Origin of the sequence: Streptomyces sp. Q6, assembly GCF_036967205.1 — a bacterium.
GTDB lineage: Bacteria > Actinomycetota > Actinomycetes > Streptomycetales > Streptomycetaceae > Streptomyces > Streptomyces citrinus.
Genome location: NZ_CP146022.1, coordinates 3,273,482 through 3,293,107 on the forward strand (window position 1 = coordinate 3,273,482; position 19,626 = coordinate 3,293,107).

Annotated in this window: 22 protein-coding genes, 1 tRNA gene and 1 riboswitch; of the genes, 12 read left to right on the forward strand and 11 right to left on the reverse strand. The window is 70.2% G+C overall.

What is annotated here, in order from left to right; all coding sequences use genetic code 11:
* The first annotated feature begins 46 nt into the window (after nt 1-46).
* From V2W30_RS15175 to V2W30_RS15200, 6 genes are all read left to right on the forward strand, one after another.
* Nucleotides 47-928 carry a hypothetical protein gene (locus V2W30_RS15175; protein ID WP_338696952.1) on the forward strand — a complete coding sequence of 294 codons (882 nt, stop codon included), beginning with the start codon at nt 47-49 and terminating at the stop codon, nt 926-928.
* A gap of 156 nt (nt 929-1,084) precedes the next feature.
* On the forward strand, nt 1,085-1,429 hold the full coding sequence (locus V2W30_RS15180) for a hypothetical protein (RefSeq protein ID WP_338696954.1): 345 nt from the start codon (nt 1,085-1,087) through the stop codon (nt 1,427-1,429).
* Nucleotides 1,430-1,440: 11 nt separating this feature from the next.
* Entirely contained in the window at nt 1,441-1,749 is a 309-nt protein-coding gene (locus V2W30_RS15185) for a hypothetical protein (RefSeq protein ID WP_338696956.1), read from the forward strand.
* A gap of 146 nt (nt 1,750-1,895) precedes the next feature.
* On the forward strand, nt 1,896-2,369 hold the full coding sequence (locus tag V2W30_RS15190) for a carboxymuconolactone decarboxylase family protein (protein WP_338696958.1): 474 nt from the start codon (nt 1,896-1,898) through the stop codon (nt 2,367-2,369).
* Nucleotides 2,370-2,401: 32 nt separating this feature from the next.
* Nucleotides 2,402-2,578, forward strand: coding sequence for a hypothetical protein (locus V2W30_RS15195; RefSeq protein ID WP_338696960.1), 177 nt, complete (start codon nt 2,402-2,404; stop codon nt 2,576-2,578).
* A gap of 137 nt (nt 2,579-2,715) precedes the next feature.
* Nucleotides 2,716-3,021: a hypothetical protein gene (locus V2W30_RS15200; protein ID WP_338703619.1), complete on the forward strand. Its 306-nt coding sequence runs from the start codon at nt 2,716-2,718 to the stop codon at nt 3,019-3,021.
* Nucleotides 3,022-3,041: 20 nt separating this feature from the next.
* Here the strand turns inward: V2W30_RS15200 and V2W30_RS15205 are convergent, their stop codons facing one another.
* Nucleotides 3,042-3,434, reverse strand: coding sequence for a VOC family protein (locus V2W30_RS15205; protein WP_338696961.1), 393 nt, complete (start codon nt 3,432-3,434; stop codon nt 3,042-3,044).
* 4 nt (nt 3,435-3,438) lie between these two features.
* Nucleotides 3,439-4,362 carry a GlxA family transcriptional regulator gene (locus V2W30_RS15210; RefSeq protein ID WP_425244683.1) on the reverse strand — a complete coding sequence of 308 codons (924 nt, stop codon included), beginning with the start codon at nt 4,360-4,362 and terminating at the stop codon, nt 3,439-3,441.
* Nucleotides 4,363-4,681: 319 nt separating this feature from the next.
* Between V2W30_RS15210 and V2W30_RS15215 the strand changes: the two genes are divergently transcribed.
* The gene (locus tag V2W30_RS15215; protein WP_338696965.1) at nt 4,682-5,128 is read left to right on the forward strand and encodes a GNAT family N-acetyltransferase; all 447 of its coding nucleotides are present in this window, start codon (nt 4,682-4,684) and stop codon (nt 5,126-5,128) included.
* A gap of 7 nt (nt 5,129-5,135) precedes the next feature.
* Here V2W30_RS15215 and V2W30_RS15220 read toward each other — a convergent pair whose 3' ends face one another.
* Both V2W30_RS15220 and V2W30_RS15225 read right to left on the reverse strand, forming a co-directional pair.
* The gene (locus tag V2W30_RS15220; protein ID WP_338696966.1) at nt 5,136-6,614 is read right to left on the reverse strand and encodes an MFS transporter; all 1,479 of its coding nucleotides are present in this window, start codon (nt 6,612-6,614) and stop codon (nt 5,136-5,138) included.
* A 312-nt stretch (nt 6,615-6,926) separates the two neighbouring features.
* Complete coding sequence (locus tag V2W30_RS15225; RefSeq protein ID WP_338696967.1) at nt 6,927-8,285, reverse strand: DUF445 domain-containing protein; 1,359 nt, start codon at nt 8,283-8,285, stop codon at nt 6,927-6,929.
* A 215-nt stretch (nt 8,286-8,500) separates the two neighbouring features.
* Between V2W30_RS15225 and V2W30_RS15230 the strand changes: the two genes are divergently transcribed.
* A complete protein-coding gene (locus V2W30_RS15230) occupies nt 8,501-9,823 on the forward strand; it encodes an SGNH/GDSL hydrolase family protein (RefSeq protein ID WP_338696968.1) in 1,323 nt (440 codons plus the stop codon).
* A gap of 322 nt (nt 9,824-10,145) precedes the next feature.
* On the opposite strand, the gene V2W30_RS15235 is transcribed toward V2W30_RS15230, so the two are convergent.
* Genes V2W30_RS15235 through V2W30_RS15250 form a run of 4 tightly spaced genes read right to left on the reverse strand, consistent with a single transcriptional unit; the run spans nt 10,146 to nt 13,630 of the window.
* Nucleotides 10,146-10,988, reverse strand: coding sequence for a DUF1707 SHOCT-like domain-containing protein (locus V2W30_RS15235; RefSeq protein ID WP_338696969.1), 843 nt, complete (start codon nt 10,986-10,988; stop codon nt 10,146-10,148).
* A 19-nt stretch (nt 10,989-11,007) separates the two neighbouring features.
* A complete protein-coding gene (locus tag V2W30_RS15240) occupies nt 11,008-12,021 on the reverse strand; it encodes an ABC transporter ATP-binding protein (protein WP_338696970.1) in 1,014 nt (337 codons plus the stop codon).
* A 6-nt stretch (nt 12,022-12,027) separates the two neighbouring features.
* On the reverse strand, nt 12,028-12,792 hold the full coding sequence (locus tag V2W30_RS15245) for an ABC transporter permease (RefSeq protein ID WP_338703620.1): 765 nt from the start codon (nt 12,790-12,792) through the stop codon (nt 12,028-12,030).
* Between the two features lie 43 nt (nt 12,793-12,835).
* The gene (locus tag V2W30_RS15250; protein WP_338703622.1) at nt 12,836-13,630 is read right to left on the reverse strand and encodes an ABC transporter permease; all 795 of its coding nucleotides are present in this window, start codon (nt 13,628-13,630) and stop codon (nt 12,836-12,838) included.
* A 156-nt stretch (nt 13,631-13,786) separates the two neighbouring features.
* On the opposite strand from V2W30_RS15250, the gene V2W30_RS15255 reads away from it, so the two are divergent.
* Nucleotides 13,787-16,084: a transglycosylase domain-containing protein gene (locus tag V2W30_RS15255; protein WP_338696971.1), complete on the forward strand. Its 2,298-nt coding sequence runs from the start codon at nt 13,787-13,789 to the stop codon at nt 16,082-16,084.
* Here the strand turns inward: V2W30_RS15255 and V2W30_RS15260 are convergent.
* The 3 genes from V2W30_RS15260 to V2W30_RS15270 form a co-directional block, all read right to left on the reverse strand.
* Entirely contained in the window at nt 16,029-16,349 is a 321-nt protein-coding gene (locus tag V2W30_RS15260; RefSeq protein ID WP_338696972.1) for a multidrug efflux SMR transporter, read from the reverse strand. The genes V2W30_RS15255 and V2W30_RS15260 overlap by 56 nt on opposite strands.
* A gap of 30 nt (nt 16,350-16,379) precedes the next feature.
* Nucleotides 16,380-16,457: riboswitch (guanidine-III (ykkC-III) riboswitch) on the reverse strand.
* A gap of 50 nt (nt 16,458-16,507) precedes the next feature.
* Nucleotides 16,508-16,810, reverse strand: coding sequence for a co-chaperone GroES (locus V2W30_RS15265; protein ID WP_338703623.1), 303 nt, complete (start codon nt 16,808-16,810; stop codon nt 16,508-16,510).
* Nucleotides 16,811-16,908: 98 nt separating this feature from the next.
* A complete protein-coding gene (locus V2W30_RS15270; protein WP_338696973.1) occupies nt 16,909-17,247 on the reverse strand; it encodes a DUF3618 domain-containing protein in 339 nt (112 codons plus the stop codon).
* Between the two features lie 135 nt (nt 17,248-17,382).
* On the opposite strand from V2W30_RS15270, the gene bcp reads away from it, so the two are divergent.
* From bcp to V2W30_RS15285, 3 genes are all read left to right on the forward strand, one after another.
* Nucleotides 17,383-17,850, forward strand: a complete 468-nt coding sequence (gene bcp, locus V2W30_RS15275) for a thioredoxin-dependent thiol peroxidase (protein WP_338696974.1) — start codon at nt 17,383-17,385, stop codon at nt 17,848-17,850.
* Between the two features lie 126 nt (nt 17,851-17,976).
* Nucleotides 17,977-19,485 (forward strand): glycine betaine/L-proline transporter ProP, encoded by a 1,509-nt coding sequence (proP, locus tag V2W30_RS15280; protein WP_338696975.1) that lies wholly within the window; start codon nt 17,977-17,979, stop codon nt 19,483-19,485.
* A 62-nt stretch (nt 19,486-19,547) separates the two neighbouring features.
* Nucleotides 19,548-19,622 (forward strand) — tRNA-Leu (locus V2W30_RS15285).
* Nucleotides 19,623-19,626: the final 4 nt, after the last annotated feature.

Here is a 19,626-nt window from a genome sequence, read left to right on the forward strand (position 1 = left end):
GAGGCAGCAACCTCCGGGGGTCCGGCATCAGGAGCAGGAACTCCCCATGCAGATTCATCGTATCCCTCGGCATGAGCGCGACTTCACCGTCATCGCCAACAAAGCCATCCGCGATCCCCGGCTCTCCCACACCGCTCGCGGCATCCTCGTCTACGCCCTGTCGCTGCCCAGCGGCGCCCCGGTCAACGTCCGCACCCTCAGCGACGGGTTCCCCCAGGGGCGGATTGCCGTGGCCAAGGCCGTCAAGGAGCTTCGGGCGCTGGGGTATTGGGTGACCAGGACAGAGCGGGATGCTCAGACTCGGCGGATCGTCTCCAGTGTGGATGTGTATGAGGTTCCACAGGCGGGCTCTGTCTCAACTCCGTTGACCAAGGCTCCTGTTACCGCCGAGCCGGTTCCCGTACGGGTGGGAACCGGGGAAGCGGGCGCGTTTTTCCCTGGCGGGACGGACGACTATGAAGACGGGGGGAAGAACCCTCCCCTCCCTCCCGCCGCGGAGAGCGGCGTCGCGGAGAGCGCCGCGCCGCCCGACCTCGCCTGCGTACGCGTACTGGAGCGGATCGGCGACGTCGATGCGCGGCTGCGGTTGTCCGCGCGGAGTGTGCGGGAGCTGGCGCCCGCCGTGGGGATGTGGCTGGAGCGTGGGGCCTCCGTCGCCGAGATCGTCGACGCCGTCACCGCCGGGCTGCCCGCCACGGTGTACTCAGCAGCCCGGCTCGTCGCCGACCGGCTGGAGCGCAAGCGGCCCCCGCGGAAGCGAGCGTGGCGGCAGGTTCATGAGTGTCCTGAGTGCCGGGATCCGTTGCCGTGGGGGCAGGAGACCGGCGTGTGCCGGGGGTGCCGGGACGGGGCGGGTTCGGCGGGCCCCGCCCCTCTGGGATGCGGGCGGGAAGAGGCGCTGCGGCTGCTTCGGGAGCGGGCCGCCTGACGGGCCCACGGCCCCGGTCACCCACGTGAACACCCGGCGTATCCCGCCGTCGCCACCCCGATCCGTATTACCGTTTCGGCAGACACGAGGAACACCTCCACCCACCCGCACCGACTCACACCACGGAGTTTCGCCACCACCGGAGGACAGCGCCCCATGACCACCTCCCCCACCTCATCGAACGCCGTGCCCCCGATGCCCGAGAGAACGCCGAAGGCGCTGCGCGCCGCCATCGCCCAGCACGCCCCACAGCTCCTCGTCGACTTCGACCGCCACTGGCGCCGCGACATCGCCGATGCCTACGACCTCGCGCCCGTTCCCGCGTTCATGGCCCGCTGGTGGGCCGAATACGCCCTCGCCCGTAATCCCGAACTGGCGGCGATGGTGCACGGCCTGGAGGAGGCAGCGGACAAGGAAGCCGACTACGCCCGCGCGAAGACTCTCATCGAAGAGGCAGGGCGGCTGCGCCGCGAAGTCGCGAAAGCCGAGCCCGGCCGGTGACCGACGGCTTCATGGGTCCTCCCTGGCAAGCAGACTGGACCACCGCCGCCGCAGAGGACCGGGAAGCCCTCCCGGACGCCGCTCGGGATCTCGTTCTCGCCGCGCGGGCCGAACTGGTCACTGCCAGCGACCCCTACTTCCGGGGCGTCGACGCCGACAGGGACCTGCCCCCCGGCATGAGCGTCGAGCCCGCCCAGTCCACCCGCCCCGGGGGTCAGCACGTCCTGTACTTCGATCATGGGCGCGGATGGCTGCGCTATCAGTTCACGCAGCGAACGGCCGATCCGCAGATCGTCATCCAGGAGTGCTTCTGGCAGTGAGTCGATCACCCATCCACGCCTGTGACGCAGGTCACACCTCCGCCCGTCACATCTCCGCCGCCCGCTCCGTCACATCTACGTAGCCAACAAAAAAGACAGTGAACGACAGCGGACCACAGCGAACGACAGTGACTGAGGAGATCGTCATGGAAGCTCGACTCAACGCCTTCGCCAGCCCCCTCGCCGGCAAGCTCATCAAGCACATCAACTCCGCCGGCAAGGTCATCGCCGACTCGGCGCTGCCCGCCGCCACGCAGGAGCTCGTGAAGATCCGGGCCAGCCAGATCAACGGGTGCGGGTTCTGCACCGACATGCACACCAAGGACGCCGCGCACGCCGGGGAGACCGCTCAGCGGCTGCACCTGATCGCCGCCTGGCGCGAGGCCAAGGTGTTCACCGACGCCGAGCGGGCCGCCCTGGAGCTGACCGAGCAGGGGACCCGGATCGCGGACGCCGCCGGTGGTGTCAGCGACGAGGCGTGGGCCAACGCCGCCAAGTACTACGACGAGGAGCAGCTCCTCGCGCTGACGGGCCTGATCGCCGTCATCAACACCTACAACCGCATGAACGTCATCCTGCAGGTGCCCGCCGGCGACTACCAGCCCGGACAGTTCGGCTGATCGCCTCCGGGCAGCGCAAGGGCGCGATCGGGGTGCGGCGCACGCCGCGTCGCAGCCGACTCCTCGCCGTCGTCATCGACACCCCCGAGGGGCAGGCCGAGGCAGCGTCCGACTTCCGGGTCGGCGCCCTCGGCGCCCGGGGCCGTTCCGAGGCCGGGCGGGAGCGGGCGGGCCGGGGCGGCGACTGCGGTGCCGGCGCGGGGGCGTAGCGTCTGGTGCGTCGGGAGCGACAGACCGCATCCAACAGCAGCAGATCGCCCCCAACGACGTCAGACAGCACCAGACAGCGACTTCGCCGACAGACAGCGACGTCGACGATTGCCCGGAGGGTTCCATGGCCGCCCGTATCGCCCGCATTCCCAGCGCCCCCATCGCCGCCGCCGGCCTCGTCGGCGGGTACGCCACCGCTCGGTTCACCAAGAAGCGGCAGCTGGGCGGCGCCGTGCTCGCGGTCGCCGGAGCCGCCGCCGCGACGCAGTGGACGAAGTCGCGGGGCGGGAAGGTCGCGGGCGCGCTGACCGGGGCGTACGTCGCCGCGTTCGCCGGGTCGCACCCGCTGGCCAAGAAGGTCGGGGCGTGGCCCGCGGTGTTCGGGGTGGCCGGGGCCGTGGCAGCCGCCTCGTACGTGCTGGTCGACCGGCGTTCCGCGTAGTTCGCGAGGCCGCCCGTCCGTCAGGGCTTGTGGGCCAGGACGTTGACCACCCGGCCCTGCGGGTCCCGTACGAAGAAACGGCGGACGCCCCACTCCTCGTCCCGGAGGTCGTGGACGATCGGGAAGCCCGCGGCCCGTACGGCCGCGTACACCGCGTCCACGTCGTCCACCTCGACGCTCATGTCCGGCACCACCGGCGCCGTCGCGTCGTGGGTGAGGAAGCCGATCTGGGCGGTGGGGTCGGTCGGGGACGCCAGCGTCATGATCCAGCCCAGGTTCATGACCTCGCGGAAGCCGAGCGTGCCGTAGAAGTCGCGGTTCGCCGCCATCGACTCCTCCCCCGGAACCTCGACGTTCGGGACGGCCCTGCGGATGGGCCCAGGTGCGTGCGCGTCGGACGCGTCGGATGTCATGGGCTCAGCGTCCCCTGAACGTCGCCCGGTACGCCCCCGGCGACACCCCGAGCACCGCCTGGAAGTGCTGCCGCAACGACGCTCCGGTGCCGAACCCCGTCTCCGTCGCGACGCGGTCGACGGTGTGGTCGGTGCGTTCCAACAACTCCCGTGCCCGGTCGAGGCGTTGGCGGGCCAGCCACGTCATCGGGGTCAGACCCGTCTCCTCGCGGAAGCGGCGACTGTACGTACGGACCGCCATCGCGTCCCGCGCCGCGAGGTCCGCGAGCGTGAGGGGCTCCGCGAGACGTGCCAGGGCCCAGGCCCGTGAGCGGGAGGTCGAGGCCGACTCCCGCGTCCGCACCGGGCGCTGGATGTACTGGGCCTGGCCGCCCTCCCGGTACGGCGGTACGACCGTGCGGCGCGCCACGTCCGCCGCGACAGCCGCGCCGTGGTCGGCGCGGATCATGTGCAGGCACAGGTCGATGCCCGCCGCCTCGCCGGCCGAGGTCAGGACGGTTCCCTCGTCTACGTAGAGGACGTCCGCGTCGACCGTGACCTGCGGGAACGTACGGGCGAAGCGGTCCGACGACAGCCAGTGGGTCGTCGCCCTGCGGCCGTCCAGAAGGCCCGCAGCCGCCAGGACGAACGCGCCCGTGCAGATCGACGCCACCCGGCCCCGGCCGGCGTGGACGGCGTGCAGCGCCCGCGCCGACTCGGGGTCCAGCGAGCCGGGCCGGAGCGACTCGTCCTCCTCGTGCGAGGCCGGGACCAGGACGGTGTCCGCCGCCGCCACCGTCTCCAGACCGTGCTCCGCGTAGATCGGGAAGTCGGCGTCCGTACGGATTCTGCCGGGGCGGGGCGCGCAGGTGCGCACGTCGTAGAGGCGCTCGCCCGTCGAAGGATCGCGGGCCGCGCCGAAGAGCTGGTGGATCAGGCCCAGTTCCATGGGCAGGACGCCGTCCCTGACGAGAACCGCCACCACCGTCGTCTCGGTCACCCTCTCCCTCTCCCTCTCCGTCCCCGTCCACGTATCCGTCTCCGTCACCGTCACCGGCACCCCTTCGAGGCCGTCGACCGCTCCTCCGCACCCTGGCCGGAGTCTCGCACCTGACCACCGTCCGATCGCCACGACCCGATGGCCACCATCCGGTCGCCATCACTGATCGCCGTCACTGATCGCCGTCACTGATCGCCGTCACCGGTCGCCAATGCTCAGCCCCCACCATCCGCTCACCGGCATCCGGCATCCGGCTACTCTCGCGATCATGGCGGATTGGACACTGCGGCCCGCGACGGCCGCCGATGTGGAGGCGGTCGCCGAGGTGCGGGCCGTCGCGATGCGCCCGGACCTGGAGCGGCTCGGGCGGTTCGACGAGCGGCGGGTGCGGCAGCGGCTGCGGGACGCCTGGGAGCCCGCGCACACCTGGGTGATCGAGGTGGGCGGGGAGCTCGCCGGGTCCGTGGCGCTGCGCCGGGCGGCGGACTGCTACTGGTTCGAGCACTTCCTGCTCGCCCCGCACCTCCAGGGCCGGGGCATCGGCACGGCCGTGCTGGACTCGCTCCTGGAGCGGTGCGACCGCGAGGGCGTACCGGTGCGGCTGGACGTGCTCCAGGGCAGCGCGGCCCGGCGGCTGTACGAGCGGCGCGGGTTCACCGTCGAGCGTGAGGACCCTGTCGACGTGTTCATGGTGCGCCGCCCGCACACCGGTTGAGCCGGGCTCAGACAGCTGCGCCCGCCCGGGGCCGTACCGCCGACAGGGGCTGCGCGATGTCCTCCAGGGACCGGCGCTCCGCCCGTACCGCGAACATGGCCGCCACCAGGCCCGCCAGGCACATCAGCGCGGCGCCGATCTGGAAGGCCAGGACCGTGTCGGCGACCTTGCCGGACTCGGTGAGGTCGGCGAACAGGAGCGGTCCGCTGATGCCGCCGGCCGCCGTTCCGACCGCGTAGAAGAAGGCGATCGCCATCGCGCGCGTCTCCATCGGGAAGATCTCGGAGACCGTGAGGTACGCGCTGGAGGCGCCCGCCGAGGCGAAGAACAGGACGACGCACCAGCAGGCGGTGAGGGTCGTCGCGGTCAGCGAGCCGCGGTCGAAGAGCCAGGCCGTGCCGAAGAGGAGGATCCCCGACAGGAGGTACGTCGAGGAGATCATCAGCCGGCGGCCGACCGTGTCGAAGAGCCTGCCGAGCAGCAGCGGGCCCATGAAGTTGCCGGCCGCGATGACCGCGAAGTAGTAGCCGGTCGAGCCGGTCGGCACGTCGTAGAACGTGGTGAGGATCGCGCCGAAGCCGAACGTGATCGCGTTGTAGAGGAAGGCCTGGCCGATGAAGAGGGCGAGGCCGAGGGTGGTGCGGCGGGGATAGGACCGGACGACGGTACGGGCGATCTCGACGAAGCCGATGCTCTTGCGCTGGTGGATGGTGATCTCCCCGGCGGGCGGCGGGAGTTCGGTGCCGCCGCGTTCGTCGCGTACGCGGTCCTCGATGCCCGTGACGAGCGATTCGGCCTCCTCTCCCCTGCCGTGGATGAACAGCCAGCGTGGACTCTCCGGGACGTTGCGCCGTACGAGGAGGATGACCAGGCCGAGGACGACGCCGAGGGCGAAGGTGAGCCGCCAGCCCACGTTCTTCGCGAACAGGTCCGTGTCGAGCGCGACGATCGAGAGGAGCGAGCCGCCGATCGCGCCGAGCCAGAAGCTGCCGTTGATGATGAGGTCGACGCGGCCGCGGAAAGTGGACGGGATCAGTTCGTCGATGGCCGAGTTGATGGCCGCGTACTCGCCGCCGATGCCGAAGCCGGTGAAGAAGCGGAAGACGAAGAACCACCAGGTGGAGAAGGACAGGGCGGTGAGCGCGGTCGCCGCGAGGTAGACGGCGAGCGTCAGCAGGAAGAGCTTCTTGCGGCCGAAGCGGTCGGTGAGCCAGCCGAAGAACAGCGCTCCGGCACAGGCGCCCGCCACGTACAGGGCGGCGGCCATGCCGGTGACCTGCGCGGAGGAGATGGGCAGACCGCTGCCGGACTCGGACAGACGGCCCGCGATGTTGCCGACGACCGTGACTTCGAGGCCGTCGAGTATCCATACGGTGCCGAGGCCGATGACCACCGTCCAGTGCCAGCGCGACCAGGGGAGGCGGTCGAGGCGGGCGGGGACGGCGGTGGTGACGGTGGCGCCGGTGGTGCCAGGACTGAGGGACATGGGCCCCCTCCTCGTCGAGGGAGTAAGGACCTCCTCCGGGTCCCCCGCCCACCAGGGCCTACGCCAAAGGGCTACGCGCCCGCCCACGCCGGAGCGGCGGGACTACGCGCGCAACACTCACGACACCCGTGACGGGACCAGGCGCGCAACACTCACGACACCCGTGGCGGGACTAGGCACCGAACGCCCGCGACACCCGTGGCGGGACTAGGCACCGAACGCCCGCGACACCCGTGGCGGAACTAGGCACCGAACGCCCGCGACACCCGTGGCGGAACTAGGCACCGAACGCCCGCGACACCCGTGGCGGAACTAGGCACCGAACGCCCGCGACACCGTGTAAATGACGAGCCCGGCCAGCGAGCCGACCACCGTGCCGTTGATCCGGATGAACTGGAGATCGCGGCCGATGTGCGCCTCGATCTTGCGGGACGTGTGCTCGGCGTCCCAGCCGGCGACGGTGTCCGTGATGAGGGAGGTGATCTCCGCGCGGTAGGTGGTGACGACGTACACGGCGGCGCCCTCCACCCAGCCGTCGACCTTCGCCTGCACCTTCGGGTCGGACGCCATGCGACGGCCGAGCGAGAGGAGCGACGCCCGTACGCGCAGCCGCAGTTCGCTGCGCTCGTCCTCGGCGGCCGCCACGATCATGGAGCGGACCGCGGACCACGTCGAGGCGATCAGGTCCTGGACCTCGGAACGGCCGAGCACCTCGGACTTCAGGCGCTCGACGCGCGCCCGGGTGTCGGAGTCGGACTGGAGGTCGCCCGCGAAGTCCCGCAGGAAACGGTCGACGGCGCCGCGCGCCGGGTGCTCCGGCATGTCGCGCATCTCGGTGACGAAGCGGAGGAGTTCCTTGTAGACCCGCTCGCCCACGCGCTTGTCGACGAAGCGCGGGGTCCAGCCGGGGGCGCCGCCCTGCACGGCGTCCATGACGGAGTCCGAGTGCAGGACGAGCCAGTCGTGGGCCCGCGCGCACACCAGGTCGACGACGCGCTTGTGGCCGCCGTCGGCGACGACCTTCTCCAGCATCTTGCCGATGCCGGGCGCGATCTCGGCGTTGTCGGCGCGGCGCGTGATGGCCTCGCCGACGACGGCCTGGACATCGGAGTCGCGCAGGACGGTCAGGGCGCCGCGCAGCGCCGTCGCCAGTTCGGCGGTGACGCGGTCGGCGTGCTCGGGCTCGGCGAGCCAGGCGCCGAGCCGCGAGCCGATGCCGACGGCGCGCAGCCGGTCCCGTACGACGTCGCCCGACAGGAAGTTCTCGCCGACGAACTCTCCCAGCGAGACGCCGAGTTGATCCTTCTTCTTCGGGATGATCGCGGTGTGCGGGATGGGGATGCCGAGGGGGTGGCGGAAGAGGGCGGTGACCGCGAACCAGTCGGCGAGCGCGCCGACCATGCCGGCCTCGGCGGCCGCGGCGACGTAACCGGTCCAGGCGCCGGCGCCGGAGTGCCCGGCCCAGGTCGCCAGTACGTAGACGAGCGCGACGAAGCCGAGCATGCCGGTCGCCGTGAGCTTCATGCGGCGCACGCCGCGCCGCTTCTCCTCGTCCGCGGCGGTGAACTCGGTCACGGAGCGGCGGGCGGGGCGGGGTTGCCCGGTGGCCTCCTGGGCATACTGCCCCTGGCCCGCCTCCCCCATTTCACCCCTTTTGTCCAGCTCGCTCATGTCTCACGTCCCGTCCGCACATCCGGCATCTGTCATTCCCCTCACACATTGTCCCTTCCTGACCTACTCCCGGAACGAACCACAAGTTCCCGGCGTCTGAATGAGCGGAGGGGGGCAGTGTCGGCCCCCTCGTTCCACGGTCCTGACCCATGCCGCATCATGGGTTCATCACATCGGAGCCTCGGGCTCCCCCTGCCCGAGGAGACACACCCCGCATGACCAGGCGTCACGGTTATGCCTTGTTGGCCGCGCTCGTCGCGGTCGCCGTAGTGATCTCGGCCGCCATATACGTCGGGTTCTCCGGCGTCCTGCGCGGCGGCGACGACACCGTCCAGGCCGGTGGCGCGCACCCGCGCAGCTCGGCCGCACCGGCTTCCACCGGCACGTGGGCGGCCAGCTGGTCCGCTTCCCCGGCCGGCGGCGAGCCCGGCACGGAGACGAATGGATTCTCCGGCCGCTCCATCCGCAACGTGGTGCACACCAGCATCGGCGGCGCCGCGGCACGCATCACGCTCTCCAATCTGTTCGGGCAGCAGCCCCTCAGCATCACGCACGCCTCGCTCGCTCTCGCCTCGGCGCCCAACAGCCCGACGGCGCTGGCCGGCTCGGTGCGGCGCCTCACCTTCTCCGGGAACACCTCGGTGGTCATCCCGGCGGGACAGCAGGTCGTCAGCGACGCCGTCCGCCTCCGGGTGGCCGGCGACACGGACCTCCTGGTCACCACGTACTCGCCGACCGCGTCCGGACCGGTCACGTACCACCCCCAGGCCCGGCAGATGTCGTACGTCGCGAACGGCGACCTCGTCGAGGAGCCGAACGGGACGCGGTACACCGAGCAGAGCCCGTACTGGCGCTACCTGACCGCGGTCGACGTGCTCAGCAACGAGGCGCAGGGCACGGTCGTCGTCCTCGGTGACTCGCTCACCGACGGCATCACCTCCACGATGGGCGCCAACCACCGCTGGACGGACGTCCTCGCCGAGCGGCTGCGCACCGAGTCGGGTGCCCCGCGCTACGGCGTCGTGAACCAGGGCATCAGCGGCAACCGCGTCCTGTCCGACGGATACGGCCGCCCCGCGAACAACCCGAGCGGCCTGTCCCGCTTCGACCGCGACGTCCTCAGCCGCTCCGGCGTCCGGGCCGTGGTCATCGACCTCGGGATCAACGACATCCTGCGCAACCCGCAGCAGACCGACCCCGACAAGATCACGGAGGGCCTGCGCGAGCTGGTCCGCCAGGCGCACGCGAGGGGCCTGCGGGTCGTCGGGGCGACGCTCATGCCGTTCCAGGGCCACCGCGGGTACGAGCCGTACCTGGAGTCGGTCCGCCAGGGCGTCAACGAGCAGATCCGCGCCGGCAAGGTCTTCGACTCCTACGTCGACTTCGACAAGGCGCTCCGCGACCCGTACAACCCGCGCAAGCTGCTCCCGCGCTACGACTCGGGCGACCACCTCCACCCGAGCGACGCGGGCTACGAGCGCATGGCGAGGACCTTCGACCTCTCCACCCTCAAGGCAGCAGCAGGAGCGGAACTCTAAACCCCGCAGACCGCCCCCGAACACACCCACCCCGCACGACCCGCCAGCTGCCCACGAACAAACCCGCCCCGCACGACCCGCACAGCCCGCCGGCTACCCACGAACACACCCACCCCGCACGACCGCCACGGTCGGCCGGCTGCCCACGAACGCAAGGGGACGTGTCGGGGTACCCCCGCAGGACTCCGCAGGAACGCAGCGCGGGAGGCCCGACATCGGTCGTCCGGAAACGAGGACACCCATCCGGCCGAGGAGGTACCCCGACACGTCCCCGCCCCCCACCGGGCACACAGCACGACGCGCCCGAAGGGGGCACCCGGCATCAATCCCGATGCCGTCGAGACCGCCGCTCCCGTTGCTCCCGTTGCTCCCGATGCTCCTCGATCCGCTCGCGGTGCCGCTCATGCAGATCCTCGTGCAACCGATGATGCCGATCGAGGCGCCCCTCCAGCTCCCCCTGCAGCTCCCCCTGCAGCTCGGCCCGCCGCTTCTCCCGCCGCTCGGACTTCAGCCGCCGCCGCTCCCCCCGAGGCAGCTTCCGGTCCACGCCGACCCCGCCCATCAGGGCGTACCCGCGCACGATCACCCGAGGCGACCCCGGCGTCCCGGCCCCCGTGGCCTGGTCATCGACCCCGCCCATGATCCCGAACCCCCGCACGACGACGTCGAGTTCGGGCGGCACCTTCACCTGGATCCCGCCCATGATCGTGAAGCAGCGGATCTCCACCTCGCGCGCCGCGAAGTGGGCCTCGCGCAGATCGATCTCCCCGCCGCCCCACATCGCGAACGCGGTGAACCGCTCGCCGACCGTCCAGCGCCCCTTGCGGCTGAACCCGCTCCAGAAGGCGAAAGCCCCACTGGAGGTGGCCTCACCCCCGACGCGCGAGGGCCAGTGCACACCCCCGTCGCCATCAGGCTCCTTGACAAAGCTCACCGCCCCCGAAACGGCACCCCCCACACCCGGCAGATCCCGAGTGATCGGCGCCAACTCCCCATAGGTGCGGGCCTTGTAGGTGGCCTCCAGCCGCTCCTCGAACTCGTCCATGTCGAGCCGCCCCTCGGCGAGCGCGTCACGCAACCGCTCGGCGACCTGCTCACGATCGGCGTCGGATGCCCTCAACTCGGGGGCGGGGTAGGAAGGTTCGGGCCGGGATTCGTCCGTCATACGACTCAGCGTAAGGGCGTCAGGGCGCGACGGGCGTGTCCCTGGCGTACATCCGCGCGATCACGGACTCGATGTCGGGCTCGCGGACGGAGAGGTCCACCAGCGGGTACCGTTCGGCGATCCGCGCGACGAGCGGCGCGGCGGATCGTCCCGCGGGAAAGGCGAGCCACTGCCGCACGCCGTCGACCTTCACGACCCGCACCCCTTCGCCGATGTCCAGTTCCAGCTCCGGTCCCAGATCCAGCGGAGGCAGTTCCCGCTCGAAGTCGACGACGAGCGTCCGTTCGGCCGCGGCGCCGCCCGCACGGTGGAGCCCGTCGAGTTCACCGTCGTACATGAGGCGCCCGTGGTCGATGACCATGACGCGACGGCACAGCTGCTCGATGTCGGTGAGGTCGTGCGTGGTGAGAAGCACCGTGGTGCCGAGCTGGGCGTTCAACTCCCGCAGGAATCCGCGGACTTTGACCTTGGAGACGATGTCCAGGCCGATGGTCGGCTCGTCCAGATAGAGCACTTCGGGGTCGTGGAGCAGCGCGGCCGCGATGTCGCCGCGCATCCGCTGCCCGAGGGAGAGCTGCCGCACGGGAACGTCCAGCAGATCCCCCAGTTCGAGCAGGTCCACGCAGCGAGCGAGATTCGCCGCGTACCGCTCGTCGGGAATCCGGTACATGCGCCGCATCAGCCGGTAGGAGTCGATCAGCGGCAGGTCCCACCACAGGGTGGTGCGCTGTCCGAAGACGACGCCCATGCGGTGTGCGAGCCGGGCGCGCTCGCGTGACGGGTCGATGCCGGCGACGCGCAGCCGTCCGGCGCTGGGCGTCAGGATGCCGGTGAGCATCTTGATGGTGGTCGACTTCCCGGCGCCGTTCGGCCCGATGTAGCCGACCATCTCACCGCGGGGCACGGTGAAGGTGAGCGAGTCGACGGCCCGTACCTGGCGCCGCTCGCGCCGCAGGAACCCGGTTTTGCGACGCACGTCGAAGACTTTCTCGACGCCGTCGAGCGCGATGAACTCGTCGTCCGTGGACGGCACTCGTCCTCAACTCCCCGTGCTGCGGTACGTACGGAGCGCGGCTCGCCAGGCGAACAGCGCGAGGGCCAGACAGGCCGCCGCGACCAGCGGCGGCAGGAAGGCGACCCACCGCGGCAGGTCGAGCGGGTAGGGGCGGCCCAGGATGTAGAGGCCGGGCAGCCAGTTCACGAAGGCGAGGGGCAGCACGAACGTGACGCCGCGCAGCAGGGTGTCGCCGAAGACGGTGGGCGGGTACTGGAGCATGGCGTTGCCGCCGAAGGTCGCCGCGTTCTGCACCTCGGAGGCGTCCTGCGCGACGATCTGGAAGGCGGCGCCGCCGATGAAGACGGCGGTGAAGATGGCGGCGCCGCAGGCCACGAGGACGGGGACGAGGAGCACCTTCACCGGTGTCCAGGTCACGTCGACGGTCGCGAGCCCCCACCCCAGGACGGCCAGGCCCTGGCTGACCCGGCCGAGCCGGCGCAGGGCGAACCGGTCGGCGGCGACCTGGGCGAGCACGGGCGCGGGCCGCACGAGGAAGGTGTCGAGGGAGCCGTCCCGCACCCGCTGCCCGAGCCGCCCCACCGAGCCGAAGGCCAGGTCGGCGAGGCCGAAGGACGTCCCCGCGGCGCCGTACAGGAAGGCGATCTCGGGGAGGCCGTAGCCGCCGAGCCGGTCGACCTGGGTGAACATGAGCAGGATCCCGGCGAACTCCAGGGCGGTCCCCGCGAAGTTGCCGAACGTCGTCATCAGGAAGGACGCGCGGTACGTCATCGTGGAGCGGATCCACATCCCGCCGATCAGGCGGTAGGCGCGCACGCTCCCCGTGGGCCGGTCAGCCACCCTGCACCACCACCCGTCGGGTGGCGGCCCGCTGCAAGAGCCGCCCCGCGCCGAGCAGCACGACGGCCCATGCCCCCTGGAAGGCCAGCGCGCCCGCCGCGCCCCGCTCTCCCATCAGCACGTCGGCGGGCACCTGGAGCAGCGCGGACCAGGGCAGGGCGCGGGCGACTTCGCCGAAGCCGCCGGGGAAGACGTTGAGCGGCAGCAGCATGCCGGACATGAAGGTCGACACGAGCCCCGACATCTGGACGACGCCGCTGCCGTCCATCAGCCAGAAGGCGGACAGCGCGACGAGGTAGCGGAGGGCGAAGCTCACGGTGGCGCCGAGCAGCAGCGTCAGCAGGAAGGCGAGCCATCTCAACGGGTCGCTCGGCAGGGCGAGTGGGAACAGCAGTGCCCCGACGCACATCGGCACGATCCCCCGCCCGAGGAACTGGAAGGCGGCCCGTCCCAGGTCCTGCGCCAGCCACCACACCTGGAGGTCGGCGGGCCGGTACAGGTCGACGGCGATGTCGCCGCTGCGGATCCGCTCCATCAGGTCGGCCTCGAACCCGCCGCCGAGTTGCAGCACCATCACGGCGAACATGGCCTGCCCGATCCACACGTAGGTGAGGGCCTGCGCCTGGTCGTACCCGCCGAGGTGCGGCCGCTCGTCCCACAGCGCGATGTACGTGCAGGCGATGATCAGGCCGAAGACGGTGTTGGTGAAGACGCCGGCGAGGGTGGCCCCCCGGTAGGTCGCGTAGCGCCGGAACCCGCCGGCGGCGACGGCCGCGTACAGCCGCACCTCTCCCACGCATGCCTCCCCCGGGTTCGGACCGAAGCGCAGGAGCCTAGCTCAGAGCAGGCGTCGCCTGCCACGCATTTTCGCGGTGATGTAGGAGTCTTATGTGTCATACGAGGCGTACGTGACGTACGACGCGAATCAGGAGTTCCACAGGACATGAGCAGCGACGAGCCGCAACAGCCCGCGCAGCCCGACGGGCCCGCGCCGCAGCCTGAGCAGCAGCCGGCCGCAGGCGGGGCGAAGAAGGCCAGGCGCCCCAAGCGCAAGGGCTGGCGGCGCCTGATCCCGACGTGGCGGATGGTGCTCGGCACGTTCGTGGGCGTCGTCCTGCTGTGCGTCGGCCTGTTCGCGCTCGGCTACTTCCTCGTGGACATCCCGCCCGCCAATTCGGCGGCGACCGCGCAGAGCAACGTCTATCTGTACGCGGACGGCACCCAGATCGCCCGCGACGGCGAGGTGAACCGGGAGAACGTCCAGCTGGCGCAGATCCCGAAGACCGTGCAGCACGCCGTGCTGGCCGCCGAGGACCGGGACTTCTACTCGGAGTCGGCGGTCGACCCGAAGGCGATGCTGCGCGCGGCGTGGAACACGGCCACCGGCAAGGGCAAGCAGTCCGGCTCGACGATCACGCAGCAGTACGTGAAGAACTACTACCTGGGGCAGGAGCAGACGGTCTCGCGGAAGGTGAAGGAGTTCTTCATCTCCATCAAGCTGGACCGCGAGGAGTCGAAGGACGACATCCTGGAGGGCTACCTCAACACGAGCTACTTCGGGCGCAACGCGTACGGCATCCAGGCGGCGGCCCAGGCGTACTACGGCACGGACGTAGAAGATCTGACGACAGCTCAAGGCGCCTACCTCGCGGCCCTGTTGAACGCTCCGAGCGCGTACGACGTGATCGCGCACCCGGAGAACAAGGCACGGGCCCTGGCCCGTTGGAACTACGTGCTCGACGGCATGGTCAAGGAGAAGTGGCTGTCCGCCGCCGACCGGGCGGGCATGAGGTTCCCGGTGCCGGACGACCCGGCGCACGCGGCCAGCGGCATGTCGGGGCAGCGCGGGTACATCGTCCAGGCGGTCAAGGACTACATCACCACGAACGAGATCCTCGACGAGAACACCCTGGCCACCGGCGGCTACCGCATCACGACGACCTTGCAGAAGAAGAAGCAGGACGCCTTCGTGGACGCGGTCGACGACCAGCTGATGTCGAAGGTCGACAAGAAGGCCCGCAAGGTCGACCGGACCGTGCGGGCGGGCGGCGCCGCGATCGACCCGGACAACGGCAAGGTCCTCGCGATGTACGGCGGCATCGACTACACGAAGCAGTACGTGAACAACGCGACGCGCCGCGACTACCAGGTCGGTTCCACGTTCAAGCCGTTCGTGTTCACGGCCGCCGTGGAGAACGGTTCGACGACGCAGGACGGCCGGGTCATCACCCCGAACACGGTCTACGACGGCACGAACAAGCGCCCCGTCCAGGGCTGGGACGGCGGCTACTACGCGCCCGAGAACGAGGACGACGTCTCGTACGGTCCCATCACGGTGCGCACGGCCACCGACAAGTCCGTGAACTCGGTGTACGCGCAGATGGCGGTGGACGTCGGTCCGGGCAAGGTCAAGGAGACGGCGATCGACCTGGGGCTGCCGTCCGACACCCCCGACCTGACGGCGTCACCGTCGATCGCGCTCGGCCCGGCCACCGCGAGCGTCCTCGACATGGCGAGCGCGTACGCGACGCTCGCCAACCACGGCAGGCACGGCACGTACACGATCCTCGAATCCGTCAGCAAGAACGGCACGGACGTCGAGCTGCCCGAGCAGGACACCCGCCGGTCCGTCAGCCGCGAGTCCGCCGACACCACGACGTCGATCCTCCAGTCCGTCGTCGAGGGCGGCACGGGCACCGCGGCCCAGGCGGCGGGCCGCCCGGCCGCGGGCAAGACCGGCACGGCGGAGGAGGACAAGGCGGCCTGGTTCGCGGGCTACACCCCGGACCTGGCGACGGTGGTCGCGGTGATGGGCCAGGACCCGGACACGGGCGCGCACACCTCGCTGTACGGGGCGACGGGCCTCCCCCGTATCAACGGCGGCGGGTTCCCGGCGCAGATCTGGGCCCAGTTCACGAGGAAGGCCCTGTCCGGCACGCCCGCGCGGGACTTCGACCTCGAACTCGAGGACGGCGCGGAGGAGTTGCCCCTGCCGTCGACGGAGCCGGCGCAGTCGGCGCCCGCGTCGGAGGAGCCGTCCGCGTCCGACGAGCCGTCCGAGCAGGACACGAACAGCGAGGAGCCCGTACCGCCGACCGAGGAGTCCTCCGAGGCCCCGGAGACCGGGGAGCCGCAGCCGGACGGCGGGACGGGCACCGACGAGGACACCGGGGAGAACGGCGTCCTCAATGACCTGACGTCACCTTCAGGCCGACGATCGCCACAAGCAGCAGACCGATGAAGAAGATCCGCGCGGCCGTCGCCGGCTCACCGAGCACCAGCATGCCGACGACGGCGGCACCGGCCGCGCCGATGCCGACCCACACGCCGTAGGCCGTACCGATGGGCAGGGACTTGGCCGCGTACGACAACAGCACCATGCTCGCGACGATCCCGGCACCGGTGAACACGCTCGGCCACAGCCGTGTGAAGCCGTCCGTGAACTTCATGCCGATCGACCAGCCGACCTCGAGCAGTCCGGCGATCACGATGAGAACCCAGGCCATGAGAGGCACCTCCGTCAGTGGTTGCAAGGGGGTGCGTCGTCTTTGCCAGTACTGCTCGCCCGGTACGGCGCGTCTCGTCGGGGTCCCTCCAAGGTAGCAAAGGGAAGATAAAAAGGGCTGGTGACAGTGGTCACCAGCCCTTGCCGTGCACAGCGGTCCTACAGGTACAGGCCCGTCGAGTCCTCGGAACCTTCGAACCGGTCGGCGGCGACCGCGTGCAGGTCGCGCTCGCGCATCAGGACGTAGGCCACGCCCCGCACCTCGACCTCCGCCCGGTCCTCGGGGTCGTACAGGACCCGGTCACCCGGCTCCACACCGCGCACGTTCTGTCCGACCGCGACGACGTCGGCCCAGGCCAGACGCTTGCCGACCGCCGCCGTGGCGGGGATCAGAATGCCGCCGCCACTGCGCCGCTCGCCCTCCGACGCGTCCTGCCGGACGAGCACACGGTCGTGCAGCATCCGGATGGGCAACTTGTCGTGCTGGCTGCTGGACTTCTCGAGATTGGCGCTCACACCGACGAAAATACCTGCACCACGCGCCGATGTGCTCCGCCGGGTCAGTCCTTGCGGCGACGCGAGCCCACCGCGAGAAGACCGACGACACCGACCACGACGAGCGCGACCGGCACGATCCGCTCCAGACGCGGCGCGCCGTCCTCGGTGACCAGCCGGCCCTTCACGTCGGACACGAACCGGTTCGCGCCGACATAGGCCCGTCCGAGGGTGTGGTCGACGTTCGACACGAGCTTGGCCTTCGCGTCGCCGACGATCGTCTTCGGGTGGACCCGGACCCCGATCTCGTCGAGCGTCTCGGCCAGGGTCTCGCGGCGGCGCTTGATTTCCGCCTCGATCTGCGCGGGCGTCCGCGCATCCGACGTACTCGACGTGTCCGACACCGCGCTGCCTCCGTGGTCGCTGAGTAACTGCCTGATTGCTGATGGACAGTGTGTCAGCTCGTCGGCTCCCTCACCCCCCGGCACCCCCTATTACGCTCGACCACAGTCACCCCACCCGCGAGGAGATGCGACGACATGAGCGAGCGACTTCAGCCCGGCGACACCGCCCCGGCCTTCACCCTGCCCGACGCCGACGGCAACGAGGTGTCCCTCGCCGACCACCGGGGCCGCAAGACGATCGTCTACTTCTACCCCGCCGCCCTGACCGCCGGCTGCACCAAGCAGGCCTGCGACTTCACCGACAACCTCGACGTGTTCGCGAACGCCGGTTACGACGTCATCGGCGTCTCCCCCGACAAGCCGGAGAAGCTCGCGAAGTTCCGCGAGAAGGAGAACCTGAAGGTCACGCTGGTCGGCGACCCGGACAAGAAGGTCCTCGAGGCGTACGGCGCGTTCGGCGAGAAGAAGCTGTACGGGAAGGTCGTCACCGGTGTCATCCGCTCCACGATCGTCGTGGACGAGGAGGGCAAGGTCGAGCGCGCGCTCTACAACGTGAAGGCGACCGGCCACGTGGCGAAGATCATCAAGGATCTGGGCATCTGACCGACCCCGCCGGGTACCCGCGTTGTGACGAAAGTCCCCTCTCCTGGGGACTTTCGTTTGCACCAGCCACGATCGAGCAAGTGATCCCCTTGGAAGCGTTTCGTGTCCACAGAAGGGATCCACCCCATGACCACGACCGAGCCCGCGGAAGGGCAGGCATCGCCCGACCCGGAGGCGGTCAAGCGTCACCGTGCGCTGTTCCGCGCCGTCAGACGGCGTAAGAATCCGCCTCTGCGCCGTACCGACATCACCGTCACCGACGACGCGGCGGTCAAGCGGGCGGTCAAAGCGGCCTCGCTCGGCAATGCCATGGAGTGGTTCGACTTCGGCATCTACTCCTACCTGGCCGTGACGATCGGCCATGTCTTCTTCCCGTCCGGGAACGACACGGTCCAGCTGATCTCCTCGTTCGCGACCTTCGCCGTGTCGTTCCTCGTGCGACCCATCGGCGGCATGGTCTTCGGCCCGATGGGGGACAAGATCGGCCGCAAGAAGGTCCTGGCGATGACCATGATCCTGATGGCGATCGGTACGTTCGCCATCGGTCTGATCCCGTCCTACGCCACGATCGGCTTCTGGGCGCCGGTCCTGCTGATCCTCTTCCGCCTGGTCCAGGGCTTCTCCACGGGCGGCGAGTACGGCGGCGCCTCGACGTTCATCGCCGAGTACGCGCCCGACAAGCGGCGCGGCTACTTCGGCAGCTTCCTGGAGTTCGGCACGCTGGCCGGTTACGTCGGCGCGGCCGGTCTGGTCACGATCCTGACGTCCGTCCTCGGCAGCGACGGCATGGAGTCGTGGGGCTGGCGCATCCCGTTCCTGGTGGCCGGGCCCATCGGTCTCGTCGGCCTCTACCTGCGGCTGCGCCTCGACGAGACCCCGGCGTTCCAGAAGCTGGAGGACGAGTCGTCGCACAAGGCGACCGACGCGGCGTCCACGGTCGAGACGACGGCCAAGGGTGACCTGGCGAAGATCTTCCGCGACTACTGGCCGACGCTCATCCTGTGCATCTGCCTGGTCGGCGCGTACAACATCACCGACTACATGCTGCTCTCGTACATGCCGACGTACCTCTCCGACGAGATGGGCTACTCGGAGACCCACGGTCTGCTGATCCTCATCGCGACGATGATCATCCTGATGTGCCTGATCAGCCGGATCGGCAAGCTCTCCGACCGCTTCGGCCGCAAGCCGCTCCTGATGACGGGCATGCTCGGCTTCCTCGTCCTGTCCGTCCCGGCGTTCCTGCTGGTCCAGAACGGCGCCCTGTGGGCGGTCTCGCTCGGCATGATGATGCTCGGCCTGTCGCTGGTCTGCATGCTCGGCACGATGTCGGCGGCGCTTCCGGCCCTCTTCCCGACGCAGGTGCGCTACGGCTCGCTCTCCGTCGGCTACAACCTCTCGGCCTCGATCTTCGGCGGTACGACACCGCTGGTCATCACGGCGCTGATCGGCGCGACGGGCTCCGACATGATGCCCGCGTACTACGCGATGGCGGCGGCCCTGGTCGGTGTGATCGCGGTGGCCTGCATGAAGGAGACGGCGAACAAGCCGCTGGCCGGTTCCCCGCCGTCGGTGGAGACGCAGGAGGAAGCGGCGGAACTGGTCGAGGCACAGGCCCCCGCACCGAAGTTCTGACCTGATGTCGGGCCCGAACCTCTTCGAACCACGATCGGCTCAGCCAGTAGAGTGAGTCGGACGGGTCCGTACCCCAGCTGGCCAGAGGGCGCCGGTTTAGGTCCGGTGTGTCGTGGGTTCGAGTCCCACCGGGCCCACACG

Coding starts and splice junctions, on each gene's coding strand:
- V2W30_RS15235 (WP_338696969.1), bottom strand. CDS start 10,988: ATGACGGACGAATCCCGGCCCGAACCTTCCTACCCCGCCCCCGAGTTG.
- bcp (WP_338696974.1), top strand. CDS start 17,383: ATGAGCGAGCGACTTCAGCCCGGCGACACCGCCCCGGCCTTCACCCTG.
- V2W30_RS15175 (WP_338696952.1), top strand. CDS start 47: ATGCAGATTCATCGTATCCCTCGGCATGAGCGCGACTTCACCGTCATC.
- V2W30_RS15205 (WP_338696961.1), bottom strand. CDS start 3,434: ATGACATCCGACGCGTCCGACGCGCACGCACCTGGGCCCATCCGCAGG.
- V2W30_RS15225 (WP_338696967.1), bottom strand. CDS start 8,285: ATGAGCGAGCTGGACAAAAGGGGTGAAATGGGGGAGGCGGGCCAGGGG.
- V2W30_RS15255 (WP_338696971.1), top strand. CDS start 13,787: ATGAGCAGCGACGAGCCGCAACAGCCCGCGCAGCCCGACGGGCCCGCG.
- V2W30_RS15265 (WP_338703623.1), bottom strand. CDS start 16,810: ATGCTGCACGACCGTGTGCTCGTCCGGCAGGACGCGTCGGAGGGCGAG.
- V2W30_RS15230 (WP_338696968.1), top strand. CDS start 8,501: ATGACCAGGCGTCACGGTTATGCCTTGTTGGCCGCGCTCGTCGCGGTC.
- V2W30_RS15210 (WP_425244683.1), bottom strand. CDS start 4,362: ATGGAACTGGGCCTGATCCACCAGCTCTTCGGCGCGGCCCGCGATCCT.
- V2W30_RS15185 (WP_338696956.1), top strand. CDS start 1,441: ATGGGTCCTCCCTGGCAAGCAGACTGGACCACCGCCGCCGCAGAGGAC.
- V2W30_RS15180 (WP_338696954.1), top strand. CDS start 1,085: ATGACCACCTCCCCCACCTCATCGAACGCCGTGCCCCCGATGCCCGAG.
- proP (WP_338696975.1), top strand. CDS start 17,977: ATGACCACGACCGAGCCCGCGGAAGGGCAGGCATCGCCCGACCCGGAG.
- V2W30_RS15260 (WP_338696972.1), bottom strand. CDS start 16,349: ATGGCCTGGGTTCTCATCGTGATCGCCGGACTGCTCGAGGTCGGCTGG.
- V2W30_RS15245 (WP_338703620.1), bottom strand. CDS start 12,792: ATGTGGATCCGCTCCACGATGACGTACCGCGCGTCCTTCCTGATGACG.
- V2W30_RS15215 (WP_338696965.1), top strand. CDS start 4,682: ATGGCGGATTGGACACTGCGGCCCGCGACGGCCGCCGATGTGGAGGCG.
- V2W30_RS15190 (WP_338696958.1), top strand. CDS start 1,896: ATGGAAGCTCGACTCAACGCCTTCGCCAGCCCCCTCGCCGGCAAGCTC.
- V2W30_RS15220 (WP_338696966.1), bottom strand. CDS start 6,614: ATGTCCCTCAGTCCTGGCACCACCGGCGCCACCGTCACCACCGCCGTC.